Here is a 15,657-nt window from a genome sequence, read left to right on the forward strand (position 1 = left end):
TACGCTCGGGGTATGCGCGTCCTGGTCGTCGACAACTACGACAGCTTCGTCTACAACCTCGTCCAGTACCTCGCGCAGCTCGGCGCCGACCCGGTGGTGCTGCGCAACGACGCCGACGGCGTGGTCGACCTCGTCGACGAGGTGGACGGCGTGCTGGTCAGCCCCGGTCCCGGCACCCCCGACGACGCGGGCGCGAGCAACGACGTCATCCGGCGCTGCGCCGCCGTCGCCCGCCCCGTGCTGGGGGTCTGCCTGGGCCACCAGGCGCTGGGTGCGGTGCACGGCGCCGTCGTCGAGCGCGCCCCGGAGCTGCGGCACGGCAAGACGTCGCTGGTGCACCACGAGGGCGCCGGCGTGCTCGCGGGCCTGCGCACCCCCTTCACCGCCACGCGCTACCACTCGCTCACGGTGCGGCCCGACACGCTGCCCGCCGAGCTGGAGCCGACGGGCTGGACCGAGGACGGGGTGCTCATGGCCATGCGCCACCGCGAGCTCCCGCTCGAGGGCGTGCAGTTCCACCCCGAGTCGGTGCTCACCGAGGACGGCCACCGGCTGCTCGCCACGTGGATGGACGCCTGCGGCCACCCCGTCGACGACGGGATCGTGCACGACCTCACCGAGGGCCTGCGCGCGCTGGCCCTCGCCGCCGCGCCCCCGGCCTGACCCGGGAGTCAGTTCCCGGGGAACAGGCCGCCGAACCCGCCGTCGCTGCCCCCGGAACCGACGACCACCTGGATCGTGGCGCCGGCCTCGGCCTCGCTGCCCGCGGTGGGGTTCTGGCTCAGGATCTTGCCGACCTGGGACTGGTCGGACACCTGTTGCGAGGTCTGCGAGATCGAGCCGTTGAAGCCCGCCTGCGACAGGGTCTGCGCGGCCTCCGACGGCGTCTGCCCGACGATCGACGGCACGGACACCGTGTTCCCGCGCGAGACCTCGAGCGTGACGCTCGAGTTGCGCGACACGGTGGCGCCGGCGCCCGGCGAGGTGTCGGTGACCGTGCCCGCCGGCCGGCTGTCGTCGACCTCGGAGACGGTGACCCGCAGCCCGACGCCCTCGAGGGTCGTCGTCGCCGTCTGCCGGTCCTGGCCGACGACGTCGGGAACACGCAACGTCTCGCGCTGCCGGCCGATGGTCAGCAGCACCGGGGTGCCCGGGGTCAGGAACTGTCCGGCCGCCGGTTCCTGGGAGAGCACGCGGCCGACCTGGTTCTCGTCGTCGACCTCGCGCTGCTGCGGCACCGGGGCGAGGCTCAGACCGAGCCGTTGGACGGTGGCCTGGGCCTCGTTGGCGGTCTGTCCCTGCAGGTCGGGGACCTGGACCGGATCGGGCCCGCGTCCGACGCGGAGCTCGACGACGCTGCCCGGCGCGACCTCGATGCCCTCGGTGGGGTTGGTGGTGACCACCTGGCCGACCTGGTTCGGCGGCGACGCCACCGGGACGACGGTCGGGCGCAGCCCCGCGGTGGACAGCGACTGCAGCGCCGCGGCCTGGGGCTGGCCGACGACGGTCGGCACCGCGATCGTGTTGGCCGACGGGGAGAACAGGAAGTACGCGCCCGCCAGCGCGGCGAGCAGCACGAGCACGGCGGTGAACGCGATCGCCCGCCGGCGGCCGCGCTTGCGCCGGGCCTCCGACTGCTCGGCCTGCCACTGCTCGAACTCGTCGACCTCGTCGTCACGACCGCCGTAGCCGCCGTCGTACGGCGCGACCGGGTGGCTCCCGGTCATGTACTCGGTGTGCTCCGCGGCCGTCATCACCATCGGCGCACCGGGGCGCTCGCCGTTGAGGACGCGGTAGAAGTCCTCGCGCATCTCGTCGGCGCTCTGGTAGCGGTTCGCCGGGTTCTTGGCCAGGGATTTCAGCGTCATCGCGTCGAGCTCCGGCGGCACCCGCGGGTTGATCTCCGACGGGGCCGGCGGGTCCTCCCGCACGTGCTGGTACGCGATCGCGACCGGGGAGTCGCCGGTGAACGGAGGCCGACCGGTGAGCAGCTCGAAGAGCACGCAGCCCGTGGCGTACACGTCGGAACGGGCGTCGACCGACTCCCCGCGGGCCTGCTCGGGGGAGAGGTACTGGGCCGTGCCGATCACGGCGGCGGTCTGGGTGACGGCGGGCTGGGCGTCGGAGAGGGCGCGCGCGATGCCGAAGTCCATCACCTTGACCGCGCCTGCGGGCGTGATCATGATGTTGGCCGGCTTCACGTCGCGGTGGATGATCCCGTGCCGGTGGGAGAAGTCCAGGGCCGCGCAGACGTCGGCGAGGACCTCGCAGACACGGGAGGGCTCCATGGGGCCCTCGGCCTTGACGATGTCGCGCAGCGTCCGCCCCGCCACGTACTCCATGACGATGTAGGGCAGCGGGACGTCGTCGGAGGGTGCCTCGCCGGTGTCGTAGACCGCCACGATCGCCGGGTGGTTCAGCGCCGCCGCGTTCTGGGCCTCGCGGCGGAAGCGGATCTGGAACTGGGGGTCGCGCGCCAGGTCGGCGCGCAGGACCTTGATGGCCACGTCCCGGCCGAGACGGACGTCGCGCCCGCCGTGCACCTCGGACATCCCGCCGTAGCCGAGCGCCGGGCCGAGCTCGTAGCGCTCGGACAGCAGCCGCGGGGTGGTCATCCTCAGAACTCCTGACAGGTGACGGACACGGTCTCACCGCGCGGTACGTCACCCGTCGGCGACAGGTAGAGCACCCGGCACCGGGACGGGTCGTTCGGCTCGCCGCCGAGCACGGTGCCGATCTCCGCCTCCAGCCCGACGTCCTGCAGGGCGGCCGCCGCCACCGACGCCGGTCGCCCGACGTAGTCGACGGGGTTGACCGAGACGCCGTTCGCGGCGGACGAGCTCGTCGTGGTCCGCGACGTCCGGGTCGTCGTCGTGGGTCGCGGCGTGGTCGTCGAGGACGCCGCCGTGGTCTCGGTGGGCGGGGGCGGGGGCGAGGTCTCCGCCGAATTGATCACCCAGAACACCCCGGCCACCAGCAGCAGGGCCACGACCGCGAGCGCGGCCACCGCGCCCCACGGTCCGCGGCGACGGGGCTCCTCGGGCCGGGACGCCCATCGGTCGGGACGGTCCTGCCCACGGGGCGGCGAGGGCTCGCGCGACAGCGCGGGCGCCACCCGGGTCTGCGGGTTGACCCGCTCGGTCGGCGCGGAGCCGGCACCGGGAAGGGGCAGCGGCTCGCCCCGCCGGACGGCGGCGACGGCCTGGGCGAACTCGCCGCCCGTGGCGTAGCGCTGGCGCGGGTCCTTGGCCAGGGTCGCCTCGATCAGCTGGCGGACCACGGGCGGGACGTCGTTCGGCAGCGGCGGCAGCGGGTCGCGGATGTGCATCATCGCGACCGTCACCGCGTTCTCCGAGAGGTACGGGCGGCGCCCCGCGAGGCACTCGTAGCCGACCACGCCGAGCGAGTAGACGTCCGAGGCCGGGCCCGCGTCGCCGCCGCCGGCCTGCTCGGGGGCGATGTAGTGCGCGGTGCCCATGACCATGCCCGACCGGGTCACCGGGGCCGCGTCGACGGCCTTGGCGATCCCGAAGTCGGTGATCTTCACCTGGCCCGCGGGCGTCACGAGGATGTTGCCCGGCTTGACGTCGCGGTGGACGAGCCCGCGCTCGTGCGCGGCCTCGAGCGCCCACCCGCTCTGCTCGAGGATGTCGAGCGTGTAGTCGACGCCGAGACGCCCGTGGACGGCGAGGATCTGGGCCAGCGGCTCGCCGCGGACCAGCTCCATGACCAGGTAGGCCGTCGGCACCTGCACGGTGCCGTTGGCCGTCGACCACTCGGTGGTGGTCTCGCCGTAGTCGTGCACCGCGGTGATGCCCGAGTTGTTCAGCGAGCCGGCCGTGCGCGCCTCGGTGCGGAAGCGGTGCAGGAACTCGGGGTCCCCGGTGAGCTCGGCTTTGAGAATCTTGACGGCGACGGTGCGGCCCAGCCGGGAGTCCTCGGCCTCCCACACCTCGCCCATCCCGCCGACGGCGATGCGTCGCCCGAGCCGGTAGCGGTCGCCGATCAGCGATCCCGTCGTCGGCGCCATCAGCCGTCACCCCCCAGGGCGGCGGCGATGACCGCACGGCCGATCGGGGCGGCCACCGAGCCGCCGGTGGCCTCCTCGCCGCGGTTGCCGCCGCGCTCGACGATCACCGACACCGCGATCTGCGGGTTCGGCACCGGGCCGAAGGCGTCGTACCAGGTGTGCGGGGGGTTGGTCTTCGGGTCGGCGCCCCACTCGGCGGTGCCGGTCTTGGAGGCGATCTGGACGCCGGGGATCTTGCCCTCACCGGAGCCGTTGTTCTCCGACCCGATCATGAGCTGGGTCAGGGTGTCCGCGGTGGACTGCGAGAACGCCCGGGCGAGCCGATCGGGCTCGGTGGTGTCGACCGTCGAGAGGTCCTGGCCCTGGATCTGGGACACGGTGTTCGGCGTCATCGGGACGCCCCCGTTGGCCACCGTCGCCGCGATCTGCGCGTTCTGCAGCGGCGTGAGGCGGACGTCGCGCTGGCCGATGCCGGACTGGGCCACCGACGCGCCGTCGTCGAGGTCGCCGACCTGCGAGGCCTGCACCGGCATCGGGACCGTGAGCGCCGGGTTGTTGAAGCCCAGCGAGGTGGCCATGCCCCGCAGCCGGTCGGCGCCGACCTGCACGGCGAGCTGCGCGAACGGCCCGTTGCAGGACTTCGCGAAGGCGGTGGCGAACGGGACGGTCGCGCCGGGCCCGCACGGCTTGCCGTCGTAGTTCTCGAGCTGCGTCGTCGAGTCGGGCAGCGTGATGCGCGGAGCCGCGGTCACCGGGGTCTGCGGGGTGATCGCACCGGCCTCGAGCGCGGCCGCCGTGTTGACGATCTTGAAGGTCGAGCCGGGCGGGTAGGTCTCGTTGATCGCGCGGTTGGTCAGCGTCGGCGGCTCGGCCTCGGTGAGCTCCTCCCACGCCTCCTGCTGGGTCTCACCGTTGTGGCTCGCCAGCGGGTTCGGGTCGTACGACGGCGTCGAGACCATCGCGAGGATCTCGCCGGTCTGCGGCCGGATCGCGACGACCGAGCCCTGGTAGTTCCGCGAGGTCATGGCCTCGTAGGCCGCCCGCTGGATCCGCGGGTCGATGCTCAGCACGACGTTGCCGCCCGCCGGGTCGCGGCCGGTGACGGCGTCGGAGATGCGGCGCACGAACAGGCGGTCGTCGGTGCCGTTGAGCACCGGGTCCATCGCGCGCTCCATGCCGCCCGCGCCGTAGATCTGCGAGTAGTACCCGGTGACGGGCGCGTAGAGCGGGCCGTCGGTGTACTGGCGCAGGAAGCGCAGGCGGTCGCCCGGGTCGGGACTCTCGACGCTCTGGGCGAGCACCTCGCCGCCGGCCGAGATCTGGCCGCGCTGGCGGGCGTACTCGTCGAGCAGGACGCGGGCGTTCCGGGGGTCGGCGCGGTACTCGTCGGCCTTGACGACCTGGATCCAGGTGGCCTGGCCCAGCAGCAGCAGGACCAGCACCATGACCGCGAGGGAGACCCGTCGCAGCGGGGTGTTCACTCTCCTCGGGTCCTTCCTCGCGGGGCGCGGCCCGTGGGGGCCGCCGGTCCGGCCGGCTCCTGGTGCTGCACGCCGGACGGTGGGGTGCGCACCTGGTCGCGTTGCACCATCTCGGTGCTGGCCTCGGCCAGGGGCGCGAGCGGCGCCGACGGCCCGGCCGCCGGGCTGGGCTTCTTCTCGCTCGCCGGCTGGCGGGCCGCGTTCGACACCCGCAGCACCAGGGCGACCAGGGCGTAGTTGGCCACGAGCGACGACCCGCCGTAGGAGACGAACGGCGCGGTGATGCCGGTGTTCGGGATGAGGTTGATGACGCCACCGACGACGACGAACACCTGCCATGCGAGGGCGAACCCGAGGCCCGCGGCGAGCAGCTTGCCGAACGTGTCGCGCACGGCCAGCGCACTGCGCATCGCCCGGGTGGCGAGCAGGCAGTAGATGAGCAGCAGCGCCGCGATCCCGACGAGGCCCATCTCCTCACCCAGGGAGGTGAAGATGAAGTCGGTGCTGGCGAACGGCACGAGCTCGGGGCGCCCGGCGCCCAGGCCGGTGCCGCCGACCCCGCCGGTCGCCAGGCCGAACAGGCCCTGGCTGACCTGGAAGCCGCGGCCGTTGAAGTCGGCGAAGGGGTCGAGCCACACCGAGACGCGGGTCTGCACGCGGGAGACGAACGTCCACGCCGCGAACGCACCCGCCCCGAAGATGACCAGACCGATGATCACCCACGAGATGCGCTCGGTGGCGACGTAGAGCATCACCAGGACGATCCCGAAGAACATCAGGGACGTCCCGAGGTCGGACTCGAAGACCAGCACCGCCATCGCGACGCCCCACGCCACGAGCAGGGGCCCGAGGTCGCGGGGGCGCGGGAACGTCATGCCGAGGAACCGCTTGCCCGCGCTGGTGAACAGGTCGCGCTTCACCACGAGGAACGACGCGAAGAAGACGACGAACAGGATCTTCGCGAACTCACCGGGCTGGATGCTGGCCGGCCCGAGGCGGATCCAGATGCGGGCGCCGTTGACCTCCGAGAGGGAGGCCGGCAGCACCGCGGGCAGGGCGAGCAGCACCAGGCCGACGAACCCGGCGGTGTAGCCGTAGCGCGCGAGGGTGCGGTGGTCGGGCACGAGGACGAGCACGCCGACGAAGAAGACGATGCCGATCGCGGTCCAGCCGACCTGACGCAGGGCCTCCTGGGTGGGCTCGTCGTTCCCGAGGCTGGCCGCGCGGGCGATCCGGGCGAGGTCGACCCGGTGGATCATGACCAGGCCCAGGCCGTTGAGCAGCGCGGCGAGGGGCAGCACCAGCGGGTCGGCGTACGGCGCGAACTTCCGGACCGCGACGTGGGCCGCGGCGAGGATGGCCATGTAGGCCGCGCCCAGGTACAGCAGCGTCCAGGTGAGCTCCTGCTCCTGGTTGGCCTCGACGAGCACCAGGGCGCCGGTGGTGATGACCGCGGCGAAGCCGAGCAGTGCGAGCTCGACCCCGCGACGCGTGGACACGGCGGCCGCGACCGCGGGCCGCATGGCCGTGCGGTCGGCCGGACGCTCGATCCCGGGGGCCCCGGCGGAGCCGGGGCCGGCGCCGCCGGGAGCGGTCGGGCGCGTCACTACGGCACCTGGCGGCAGTCCCGCCCCGGGACCTGCGGCTCGGTCGTGGTGGGCGAGGCCACCGGGGCCGGACCGGCGACGCCGGGCGCGGCGGTGGGCGCGGGGACCCCGGGCTGCGGCGCACCGGCCGGCGGCACGGTGCCGGGCAGCACGGCCGGCTGGCACGGCGGGAGCATCTGCTCGGCGCTCAGCCGGGCGACGGTGGCGCGGGCGCCGTCGAGGTCCGCGACCCGGATGCCGTCGCCGGAGAGCTGCTGGCGCGCGACCGGTGTGAGGTCGGCGACGCGCAGGCCGGGGTTCTCGACGACCTCCTGCAGCGTCACGCCGAGGAACGTGCCGGGCACGCCCTGGTAGATCGCGACCTGGTCGCCGCTGCTCGCGACGTAGTACTGGTTGTCGACGTAGATCTTCGCCGCGATCACGGCGATGAGCGCGAGGGCGACGACGGCCAGCGCGGCGAGGGCCAGGCGCAGGCGTCCGCGCTTCGCGCCGCCCCGGCGCGGGGTCTCGGAGACCGTGGGCGCGGGCCGCGGCTCCGGCTCGCTGCGGGTCAGCGTCGCGGCGGAGGCGCGCGCGGCCGCGGAGTCGCCCGGCGGGCGGTCGGGGCGGCCGTCGCCGGCGGCGCCGCCGTAGATGGGGTCGTGCTCGCCGTAGTCGACGTCGACGACGTCGGCGACGATGCAGGTGACGTTGTCCGGTCCGCCGCCCTTGAGGGCGAGCTCGATGAGCCGGTCCGAGCAGTCCTGCGGGTCGGCGATCGTCAGGGCCTCGGCCAGGGTCTCGGCGCTCACGACACCGGAGAGCCCGTCGGAGCACAGGAGGTACCGGTCACCCGACCGCGCCTCCCGCACCGTGAGGGCGGGCTCGACGTCGTGACCGGTGAGGGCGCGCAGCAGCAGCGAGCGCTGGGGATGGCTCGCGGCCTCGTCCTCGGTGATCCGGCCCTCGTCGATCAGGGACTGCACGAACGTGTCGTCGCGCGTGATCTGCGTGAGCACGCCGTCGCGGAAGAGGTAGGCGCGGGAGTCGCCGACGTGCACCATGCCCAGCCGGCTGCCGGCGAACAGCACCGCGGTGAGCGTGGTGCCCATGCCGTCGAGGTCGGGCTCCTCGCTGACGAGCTCGGTGATCGCGTCGTTGCCCTGGGCGGTGGCCTCGGCGAGCTCGCCCAGGAGGTCGTCACCGGGCTCGTCGTCGTCGAGCGGCACGAGGGCGGCGATGACCAGCTTCGAGGCCACCTCGCCGGCCGCGTGTCCGCCCATGCCGTCGGCGAGGGCGAGCAGGCGCGGGCCCGCGTAGACCGAGTCCTGGTTGTTCTGCCGTACCAGGCCCCGGTCACTGCGAGCGGAGTAGCGCAGCACCAGGGTCACGGGTCGATCCTGCACGGGAGGGGATGGGGGAACGACACCCGGGTCCGGATGACGGGTGTCTCCGCGGCGGAGTCGGGCGCCGCCGCGGTCATGACCGGAGCTCGATGACCGTCTTGCCGATCCGGATCGGCGTGCCGAGCGGCACGCGGGTCGGTCCGGAGACCTTGTTGCGGTCGAGGTACGTGCCGTTGGTGGACCCGAGATCCTCGACGTACCAGTCGTCGCCGGACTGGGAGATCCGCGCGTGCCGGGTCGACGCGTAGTCGTCGTCGAGCACGAGCGTGGAGTCGTCCGCCCGCCCGATCATGATCGGGCGGCCGTCGAGGGCGATACGGGTGCCCGCGAGGGCACCGGCGGTGACGATCAGGGCCTTGGGGCCCGAGCGGCCGCCGCCGCGGGCCGGCTTGGACGTACCCCCTCGCGGGGGCCGTCGGCCGCCGGGCGCCGCGGCCCGCAGACCCGAGGCCGCGTAGAGGTCGCTGCGCACGACCCGCAACGCGGCGAGGACGAACAGCCACAAGAGGGCCAGGAATCCGGCTCTCGTGATCTGGAGGACGAGTTCGGGCACGCCGTCGGGCCTTCGGACCTCAGCCCTGCGCGCGGAACAGCAGAGCCGAGTGGCCGACGCGGATGGTGTCGCCGTCGGCGAGCTGCCACGTCTGCACGGGCGTCCCGTTGACGGTGGTGCCGTTCGTCGACCCGAGGTCCGACAGAGTGGCCTGCTGGCCGTCCCAGTTGATCTCGAGGTGACGGCGGGAGACGCCGGTGTCGGCGAGGCGGAACTGGGCGTCCTGACCGCGGCCGATGACGTTCGAGCCGTTCACCAGCTGGTACGAGCGGTTCGAGCCGTCGTCCAGGGTCAGCGACGCGGTGAGCTGGCGGGTCTGCACGCCGCCGTAGCCGCCACCCTGCTGGCCGTACTGGTCGTAGCCGCCCTGCTGGGCGTACGGGTCGTACCCGCCCTGGCCGTACTGGCCGCCGTAGCCGCCACCCTGCTGCGGGTAGCCCTGGGGCTGGCCGTACTGGTCGTAGCCCTGCGGCTGGCCGTAGCCCTGCTGGGGCTGGCCGTACTGGTCGTAGCCCTGGGGCTGGCCGTAGCCCTGCTGCCCGTACTGGTCGTAGCCCTGCTGGCCGTAGCCCTGCTGGGGCTGCCCGTACTGGTCGTACCCGGGCTGCTGGCCGTAGCCCTGCTGGGGCTGGCCGTACTGGTCGTACCCGGGCTGCTGGCCGTAGCCCTGCTGCGGGTAGCCACCCTGCTGCGCGTACGGGTCGTAGCCACCCTGCTGCGGGTAACCACCCTGCTGCGGGTAACCCTGCGGCTGGCCGTACTGGTCGTAGCCACCCTGCTGCGGGTAGCCGCCCTGCTGGGGGTAGCCCTGCTGAGGCTGGCCGTACTGGTCGTATCCGGGCTGGCCGTAGTTGCCGTCACGACCCTGCTGGTCGTCCGGGTAGCGGCCGGGTGCCTGACTCATGGGCTGTTCTCCTGCGGATCGGGGGCTCGCGGCCCGTCGCCGCGACGCGTCGGGGTCAACGGACGACCTGGTGCGGAACTGTCCCGTGTGCAGCGCGTCGGAACGCTCCAGAGAGACTACGACCTCACCGTAAGTCTCCCACCCGCCCTCCGTGAGGTGCTCCTCCACGACCTCGATGAGCGAGTGGGTGATGGTCTCCTCGTCGCCGGCCAGGCGTTCGTGGTCCGCGGGACTGAGCACCACCGTGTACTGATTGGGCGCCAAGCGGCGCCCACCTGCCAACTCTCGCACGCCGTCCTCCGCCTCACGGCGAAGACCCTGTGCGATCTCCTGCGGGACGACCTTGCCGCCGAACACGCGTGCGAAGGCGTCACCCACCAGACCTTCGAGCTTGCGCTCGAAGCGCTGTGCGCGCCCCACCGCGATCCCTCCTCGTCCGACACTCAACCGGTCGCCTCGCATGACTGCTGCCCGGTCCGGAGTGTCGCCACACCGGCCGGGCAGTTCCGATGGTATCGGTCGCCGTCGCGAGGGCGTGGACCTCCTTCCGGAAGGCCCGAAAGCGCCGTGCTAGCGTTCGAACCAGATCACTCGGGGCGAGTGGCGGAATGGCAGACGCGCACGGTTCAGGTCCGTGTATCCGAAAGGATGTGGGGGTTCAACTCCCCCCTCGCCCACCCCCTCCGGTTCCACCCCGCGTGCCCTTCGGCACGCTCGTCGTCCCCCGCGTGTCGTCCGCCGCGGGCCGGACCACCTCCACGCCAAGGCGCCGTCCTGTGCGCCCGGTGCGCCGGGCGGCCCTGGGCGTCGCGCCGACGCCCGCGTGCGGGACCCTGGAACCCTGCGGTTCCCACCCACCCCCGGAGAGGACGCCCCCGGATGCACGACGCACGGCTCCTGCTCGAGCTCGGTGACGAGGCGGTCCGCCGTCTGGGTCGGCGCGGCTACGCGCTCGACCTGTCCGGCCTCGAGGCGCTGTCGTCGCGACGGGCGCGGGCCATCGGCGCGGTCGACGAGCTGCGCGCCGAGTCGAAACGGGCCGCCGGCGAGGTCGGGAAGGCCGCGAAGAGCGGGTCGCCGTCGGCCGACGTCGACCGGCTCAAGGAGCGCGCCCGCGAGCTCAAGGAGCGCATCCGCGAGGCCGAGGAGGAGGTCGAGGCCGCGGAGGCCGCGCTGCGCGACCTGCTGCTCACGATCCCCAACCTGCCCTCCGACGCCGCCCCCGACGGTGCCTCCGAGGCCGACGCCGTCGAGGTCCGCCGCGTCGGCGACCCCCCGGCGCTCGACGCCCCGCGCGACCACGTCGAGCTGGGCGAGGCGATGGGCATCCTCGACTTCGGTCGCGCGGCCAAGCTCTCGGGCGCCCGGTTCAGCATCGCGCGCGGACCGGGGGCGGTGCTCGAGCGGGCGCTGGCGACGTTCTTCCTCACGCTGCACACCGGCCGGCACGGCTACACCGAGTTCTCCGTCCCGTACCTCGTCACCGGGACGACGATGACGGGCACCGGCCAGCTGCCGAAGTTCGCCGACGACCTGTTCCGCACCGGCACCGACGAGCGTGACCTCTGGCTCATCCCCACCGCCGAGGTCCCGCTCACGGCGCTGCACGCCGACGAGATCCTCCCCACCGAGTCGTTGCCGCGGGCGTACACGTCGTGGACACCGTGCTTCCGCTCCGAGGCGGGCTCCTACGGTCGCGACACCCGGGGCATCCTGCGGCTCCACCAGTTCTCCAAGGTCGAGCTGGTGCGCGTCTGCGCCGCCGAGGAGTCGGACGCCGAGCTCGAGACGATGCTCGCCCACGCCGAGGCGTGCCTGCAGGAGCTCGGGCTCGCCTACCGGGTCGTGCGGCTCGCGGCCGGCGACATGGGGTTCAACGCCCGGCTGACCTACGACATCGAGGTGTGGCTGCCGAGCCAGGGCACCTACCGCGAGATCTCGTCGTGCTCCGACTGCGGCACGTTCCAGGCCCGCCGTTCCGGCATCCGGTCGAAGGACGCGCACGGCGGGCGGGGCCAGGTGGCGACGCTGAACGGCTCCGGGCTGCCGATCGGGCGGACCATGGCCGCGGTGCTCGAGCAGTGCCAGGCCGAGGACGGCTCGGTGACGCTGCCCGAGGTGCTCGTGCCCTACACCGGCTTCCGGCGGCTGCTGCCCGACGGCACCACGAAGTAGCTACCTCCGGATGGCCGCGAGCTGGTGCGCGTGGCCGACGAGGCGCCCGGCCGGGTCCCACACGCGGCACGTCTCGTGCATGCGGTCCGCGCCGGCGCGCTCGACCCACTGCACCACCCGCAGCGGGCCGGGTACGGGGGCCGCGACGACGTGCGCCGAGAGCGACATCGTCGGCGACCAGCCCGCGAGCCCCATGTCGAACGTGGCCGGCGGCAGGATGTCCAGCGCCACGAGCAGGCCCTCCGGGGTCCACGGCTCGCCCGAGTCCAGCGACACCCAGCCCGCGATGCGGCCCTCGCCGGACGGGCGGCCCTGCAGGAACCCGGTGGTCCGCGGGTCGAGCCGGGTGTCGACGACACCCATGATCGGCAGCGAGCCGCGCCCGTCGTCGGTGGCCGTCGGGCTGCGCGGGCAGTCCTCGAAGGGCGTGAACTCCGGCGGCCCGGGCTCGTGGTCGTCCGGCGACAGCGCGGCGGGCGGGCCGAGCACGCAGGCCGCCTCGACGGCCGGCCCGTCCTGGTCGAGGCGCACCCGGAGCTGCGACGCCCCGCGCCCGAGCCGCAGGACGGTGACCTGCATGGTCGCCGGCCCGGGCTCGGGGGCCTGCAGGAACGTGCCGGTCACCGCCTGCGGGCAGGTGTGGTCCGGTCGTTCGTCGGCGATCGCCGCCCGGGCCGCCCGCGCCAGCACGGCCAGCAGGTAGCCGCCGTGCAGCTTGGGCCCGATGCTCCACTGCTCGTCGAGCAGGATCGCGTAGTGACCGGGCCGCTCGGTCGGCTCGGGGCGCGTCGCCTTGTCGAACTCAGCCACTGTCGTTCCCCGCCGTGCCGAAGAGATCGCAGGTCAGTCCTCCTTCGTCGGACTGCACTGCGACTCCGGCGCGAGCGGCGGCGCCTGGCGGCGCCGAATCTGCGGCTCCTCCCGTCACGACTGCGGCGGGCGCGGCCAGTCGGCGGCGTCGTCGCGCGGCGGGTGCGTGGGGCGTGTCGGCTCGGTCGTCGGCTCGGTGGCACCCCGGGTGGGCGGGCCGACGGGCCCGGTCGGGGGCTCGGTCGGGCCGGAGCTTGTCGTCGCGGCGCCGGGGCCGGCGGGCGCCCCCTCCGCGTGCGGCGGGGTCGCGTCCGGGGTCCCGGTCGGCGTGGTGCTGCCGGGGGGCTGGGTACCGGGGGGCTGGGCGCCGGCGGGGCGGGTGCCCGACGGCGGCGTCACGGGCTCGGTGCCGTCGCCGGCCGCCGCCCCGGGCGCCTTCGGCTCGCCGGTGCCCTGCTTGGCGACCCGGCCGACGCCCTCGCCGACCTTGGCCTCCGCCTTGCCGATCCGGTCGGCGTACTTGCCGCCGGTCTTCTGGTCGACCCAACGGGCCGCCTTGCCGACGGCGCCGAGGATGCTCTCCTCGTTGTCGGCGACCTTCTTGCTCGCGGTGTCGCGCAGGTCGTTGGCGAACTGCTTGCCCTGCTGCACGTAGTCATCACGGCTCATGGGTCCTCCAGGCCGACGGGGTCCGAGCTGGCACGGTACCCGGGGCACGACCCGGGCCACACCCGATCGGGAGCCGTTCCCGGCCCGGCCGTGCTGGTTCCGGAGGCACCCCGTGCGGCAGGGTGGCCGTCGGACGCGCCGGGCGGCCAGGCACGATGGGCACGGACAGCGGTCCGACGGACACCCGTGTCCGGACGAGACGACGCCGACGCACAGGGTCGGCAGCACGTGGATCGAGGAGGCGCGCGGGCGTGAGTTCGACGGAGGCGGGCCCGCCACCCACCGTGGGCGGCGGGCGCTACACCCTCGGCGACCTCATCGGACGTGGTGGCGCGGCGGAGGTCTACCGGGCGCGTGACGAGCTGCTCGGGCGCGACGTCGCGGTCAAGCTCTTCCCCGCCGGTGTCGGCGAAGCCGACGAGTCCCGCCGGCAGCGCGAGGTCCAGACGCTGGCCGGGATGAACCACCCGGGCCTGGTGACGATCTACGACGTCGGCCAGGAGCGCGACCGCGCCTACTTCGTGATGCAGCTCATCGAGGGCGAGTCCCTCGCCGACCGCATCCGCACCGGGCCGCTCGCGCTCGGCGACGTCGTCGCCCTCGGCTCCGCACTCGGCGACGCGCTCACCTACGTGCACCGCCACGGCGTCGTCCACCGCGACATCAAGCCCGGCAACGTGCTGCTCGACACCGACGGCCGCCCGCACCTGTCGGACTTCGGCATCGCCGTGCTCGCCGACGCCACGAACATCACCGCCACCGGCATGGTCATCGGCACGGCGTCCTACCTGTCGCCGGAGCAGGTGCGCGGCCAGCAGGTCGGCCCGGCCTCCGATGTCTACGCGCTCGGCCTCGTGCTGCTCGAGTGCATCACCGCACGGCGCGAGTACCCGGGCAACGCCCTCGAGGCGGCCGTCGCCCGGCTGCACCGCGCGCCGGAGATCCCGCCCGAGCTGCCCGGCCCGCTGGGCGGCCTGCTCGCCGCGATGACGCACGACGAGCCGATGGAGCGCCCGACCACCGAGCAGGTCGTCGGCGAGCTCCGCGCGCTGGCCCGCGAGAGCGGCATGGACGCCGAGACCGTGCTCGCCCCGGCGCCCGTCACCGGCAGCGGCGCCATGCGCACGACGGCGATGGGCACCGGCACCGGCCCCACCGCCTACGCCCCGATGGCCGGCCCGGCCACGGGTGGCGCGACGCGCCGGGTGGGCACGCCACCCGGGGGCTACGGCCCGGCGGCCGCGTACGGCACGGCGGGCTACGGCGCCGCCGACCCGACGGCCCTCGTCGGTGGCCAGCCGGCGCCGGAGCAGCCGGCGCCGCGCCGCGGTCGCCGCGCCGCGGTCGTGGCCCTGCTCGCCCTGCTGCTCGCCGGCGGTGTGGGCGGCTACTTCCTGCTCTCGAACCGGGAGGAGGCGGCGCCGCCCGTGATCCCGGCCGCGCCCCCGGTCTTCAGCTCGAGCAGCACGACCACCACGCAGGAGGAGACGACCACGCGGTCGCGGCGCACCACCACCGTCGCGCCGACCACGACCGTGGCGCCCCCGCCCGTCGTGCCCACGACGCAGCGCACGACGACCACGACGCGCAACGTCCCGGTCCCGGCCCCGGAGCCCAACACCGACACCGCGGACGGCGACGCCGGCGGCACCGACGACTCCCCGGGAACGGTGGTCCCCCCGGCGCCCTAGGGGCTCGGGTCAGCTCGCGACGTGGCCGAACTCGCCGGCCAGCACCCCGCGCCGGAAGGCCGTCCACTCGTCGTCGCGGAAGAGCAGCACGGCGTCCGAGGACGTCTCGCGCACGAGGCGCCCGCCGTCGTCCTCGTCCGTGACCTCCACCGCGCCGTTCGCGGACGGGGCGTCGTGCGCGACCTCGCGCAGGAACGCGGACCACGCAGGCCCGTCGAGGTGCAGCACGGCGCCCTCGCCATGGGACTTGGTGTCGCGCAGGTAGGTGGCGCCGTCGGCCTCGAGGACCTCGACGCAGCTCGCCCCGTTGGAGCTGAAGCTGGAGGTCCGCCATCCGTGCGTCATGGCCATG

General features: G+C 74.1%; 13 protein-coding genes and 1 tRNA gene. 4 read left to right on the forward strand and 10 right to left on the reverse strand.

Features of this window, described 5'->3' with window-relative positions:
- Positions 1-12 precede the first annotated feature (12 nt).
- Positions 13-663 (forward strand): aminodeoxychorismate/anthranilate synthase component II, encoded by a 651-nt coding sequence (locus PH191_RS22290; protein ID WP_274196832.1) that lies wholly within the window; start codon positions 13-15, stop codon positions 661-663.
- An 8-nt stretch (positions 664-671) separates the two neighbouring features.
- On the opposite strand, the gene pknB is transcribed toward PH191_RS22290, so the two are convergent.
- The 7 genes from pknB to PH191_RS22325 all read right to left on the reverse strand — a co-directional run bounded on the left by pknB (position 672) and on the right by PH191_RS22325 (position 10,380).
- The gene (pknB, locus tag PH191_RS22295; protein WP_274196833.1) at positions 672-2,615 is read right to left on the reverse strand and encodes a Stk1 family PASTA domain-containing Ser/Thr kinase; all 1,944 of its coding nucleotides are present in this window, start codon (positions 2,613-2,615) and stop codon (positions 672-674) included.
- A 2-nt stretch (positions 2,616-2,617) separates the two neighbouring features.
- Complete coding sequence (locus PH191_RS22300; RefSeq protein ID WP_274196834.1) at positions 2,618-4,030, reverse strand: protein kinase domain-containing protein; 1,413 nt, start codon at positions 4,028-4,030, stop codon at positions 2,618-2,620.
- On the reverse strand, positions 4,030-5,511 hold the full coding sequence (locus PH191_RS22305) for a peptidoglycan D,D-transpeptidase FtsI family protein (protein WP_274196835.1): 1,482 nt from the start codon (positions 5,509-5,511) through the stop codon (positions 4,030-4,032). Before PH191_RS22305 ends, PH191_RS22300 begins: the two co-directional genes overlap by 1 nt.
- Positions 5,508-7,034 (reverse strand): FtsW/RodA/SpoVE family cell cycle protein, encoded by a 1,527-nt coding sequence (locus PH191_RS22310; protein ID WP_274196980.1) that lies wholly within the window; start codon positions 7,032-7,034, stop codon positions 5,508-5,510. The genes PH191_RS22305 and PH191_RS22310 overlap by 4 nt, the downstream gene beginning before the upstream one ends.
- 83 nt (positions 7,035-7,117) lie before the next feature.
- Positions 7,118-8,488, reverse strand: coding sequence for a PP2C family protein-serine/threonine phosphatase (locus tag PH191_RS22315; protein ID WP_274196836.1), 1,371 nt, complete (start codon positions 8,486-8,488; stop codon positions 7,118-7,120).
- 88 nt (positions 8,489-8,576) lie between these two features.
- Positions 8,577-9,056, reverse strand: a complete 480-nt coding sequence (locus PH191_RS22320; protein ID WP_274187367.1) for an FHA domain-containing protein FhaB/FipA — start codon at positions 9,054-9,056, stop codon at positions 8,577-8,579.
- 19 nt (positions 9,057-9,075) lie between these two features.
- Positions 9,076-10,380, reverse strand: coding sequence for a DUF3662 and FHA domain-containing protein (locus tag PH191_RS22325; RefSeq protein ID WP_274196837.1), 1,305 nt, complete (start codon positions 10,378-10,380; stop codon positions 9,076-9,078).
- A gap of 174 nt (positions 10,381-10,554) precedes the next feature.
- Between PH191_RS22325 and PH191_RS22330 the strand changes: the two genes are divergently transcribed.
- Both PH191_RS22330 and serS read left to right on the forward strand, forming a co-directional pair.
- Positions 10,555-10,637, forward strand: a tRNA-Leu gene (locus PH191_RS22330).
- 202 nt (positions 10,638-10,839) lie between these two features.
- On the forward strand, positions 10,840-12,135 hold the full coding sequence (serS, locus tag PH191_RS22335) for a serine--tRNA ligase (RefSeq protein WP_274196838.1): 1,296 nt from the start codon (positions 10,840-10,842) through the stop codon (positions 12,133-12,135).
- Here serS and PH191_RS22340 read toward each other — a convergent pair whose 3' ends face one another.
- Both PH191_RS22340 and PH191_RS22345 read right to left on the reverse strand, forming a co-directional pair.
- The gene (locus PH191_RS22340) at positions 12,136-12,945 is read right to left on the reverse strand and encodes a thioesterase family protein (protein WP_274196839.1); all 810 of its coding nucleotides are present in this window, start codon (positions 12,943-12,945) and stop codon (positions 12,136-12,138) included.
- A 114-nt stretch (positions 12,946-13,059) separates the two neighbouring features.
- Complete coding sequence (locus PH191_RS22345) at positions 13,060-13,614, reverse strand: antitoxin (RefSeq protein ID WP_274196840.1); 555 nt, start codon at positions 13,612-13,614, stop codon at positions 13,060-13,062.
- Positions 13,615-13,865: 251 nt separating this feature from the next.
- Between PH191_RS22345 and PH191_RS22350 the strand changes: the two genes are divergently transcribed.
- A complete protein-coding gene (locus PH191_RS22350) occupies positions 13,866-15,305 on the forward strand; it encodes a serine/threonine-protein kinase (RefSeq protein WP_274196841.1) in 1,440 nt (479 codons plus the stop codon).
- A 9-nt stretch (positions 15,306-15,314) separates the two neighbouring features.
- Here the strand turns inward: PH191_RS22350 and PH191_RS22355 are convergent, their stop codons facing one another.
- Positions 15,315-15,656, reverse strand: coding sequence for a DUF397 domain-containing protein (locus PH191_RS22355; protein ID WP_274196842.1), 342 nt, complete (start codon positions 15,654-15,656; stop codon positions 15,315-15,317).
- Position 15,657 lies beyond the last annotated feature (1 nt).

It is taken from the genome of Actinomycetospora callitridis, from assembly GCF_028737265.1.
Taxonomy (GTDB): domain Bacteria; phylum Actinomycetota; class Actinomycetes; order Mycobacteriales; family Pseudonocardiaceae; genus Actinomycetospora; species Actinomycetospora callitridis.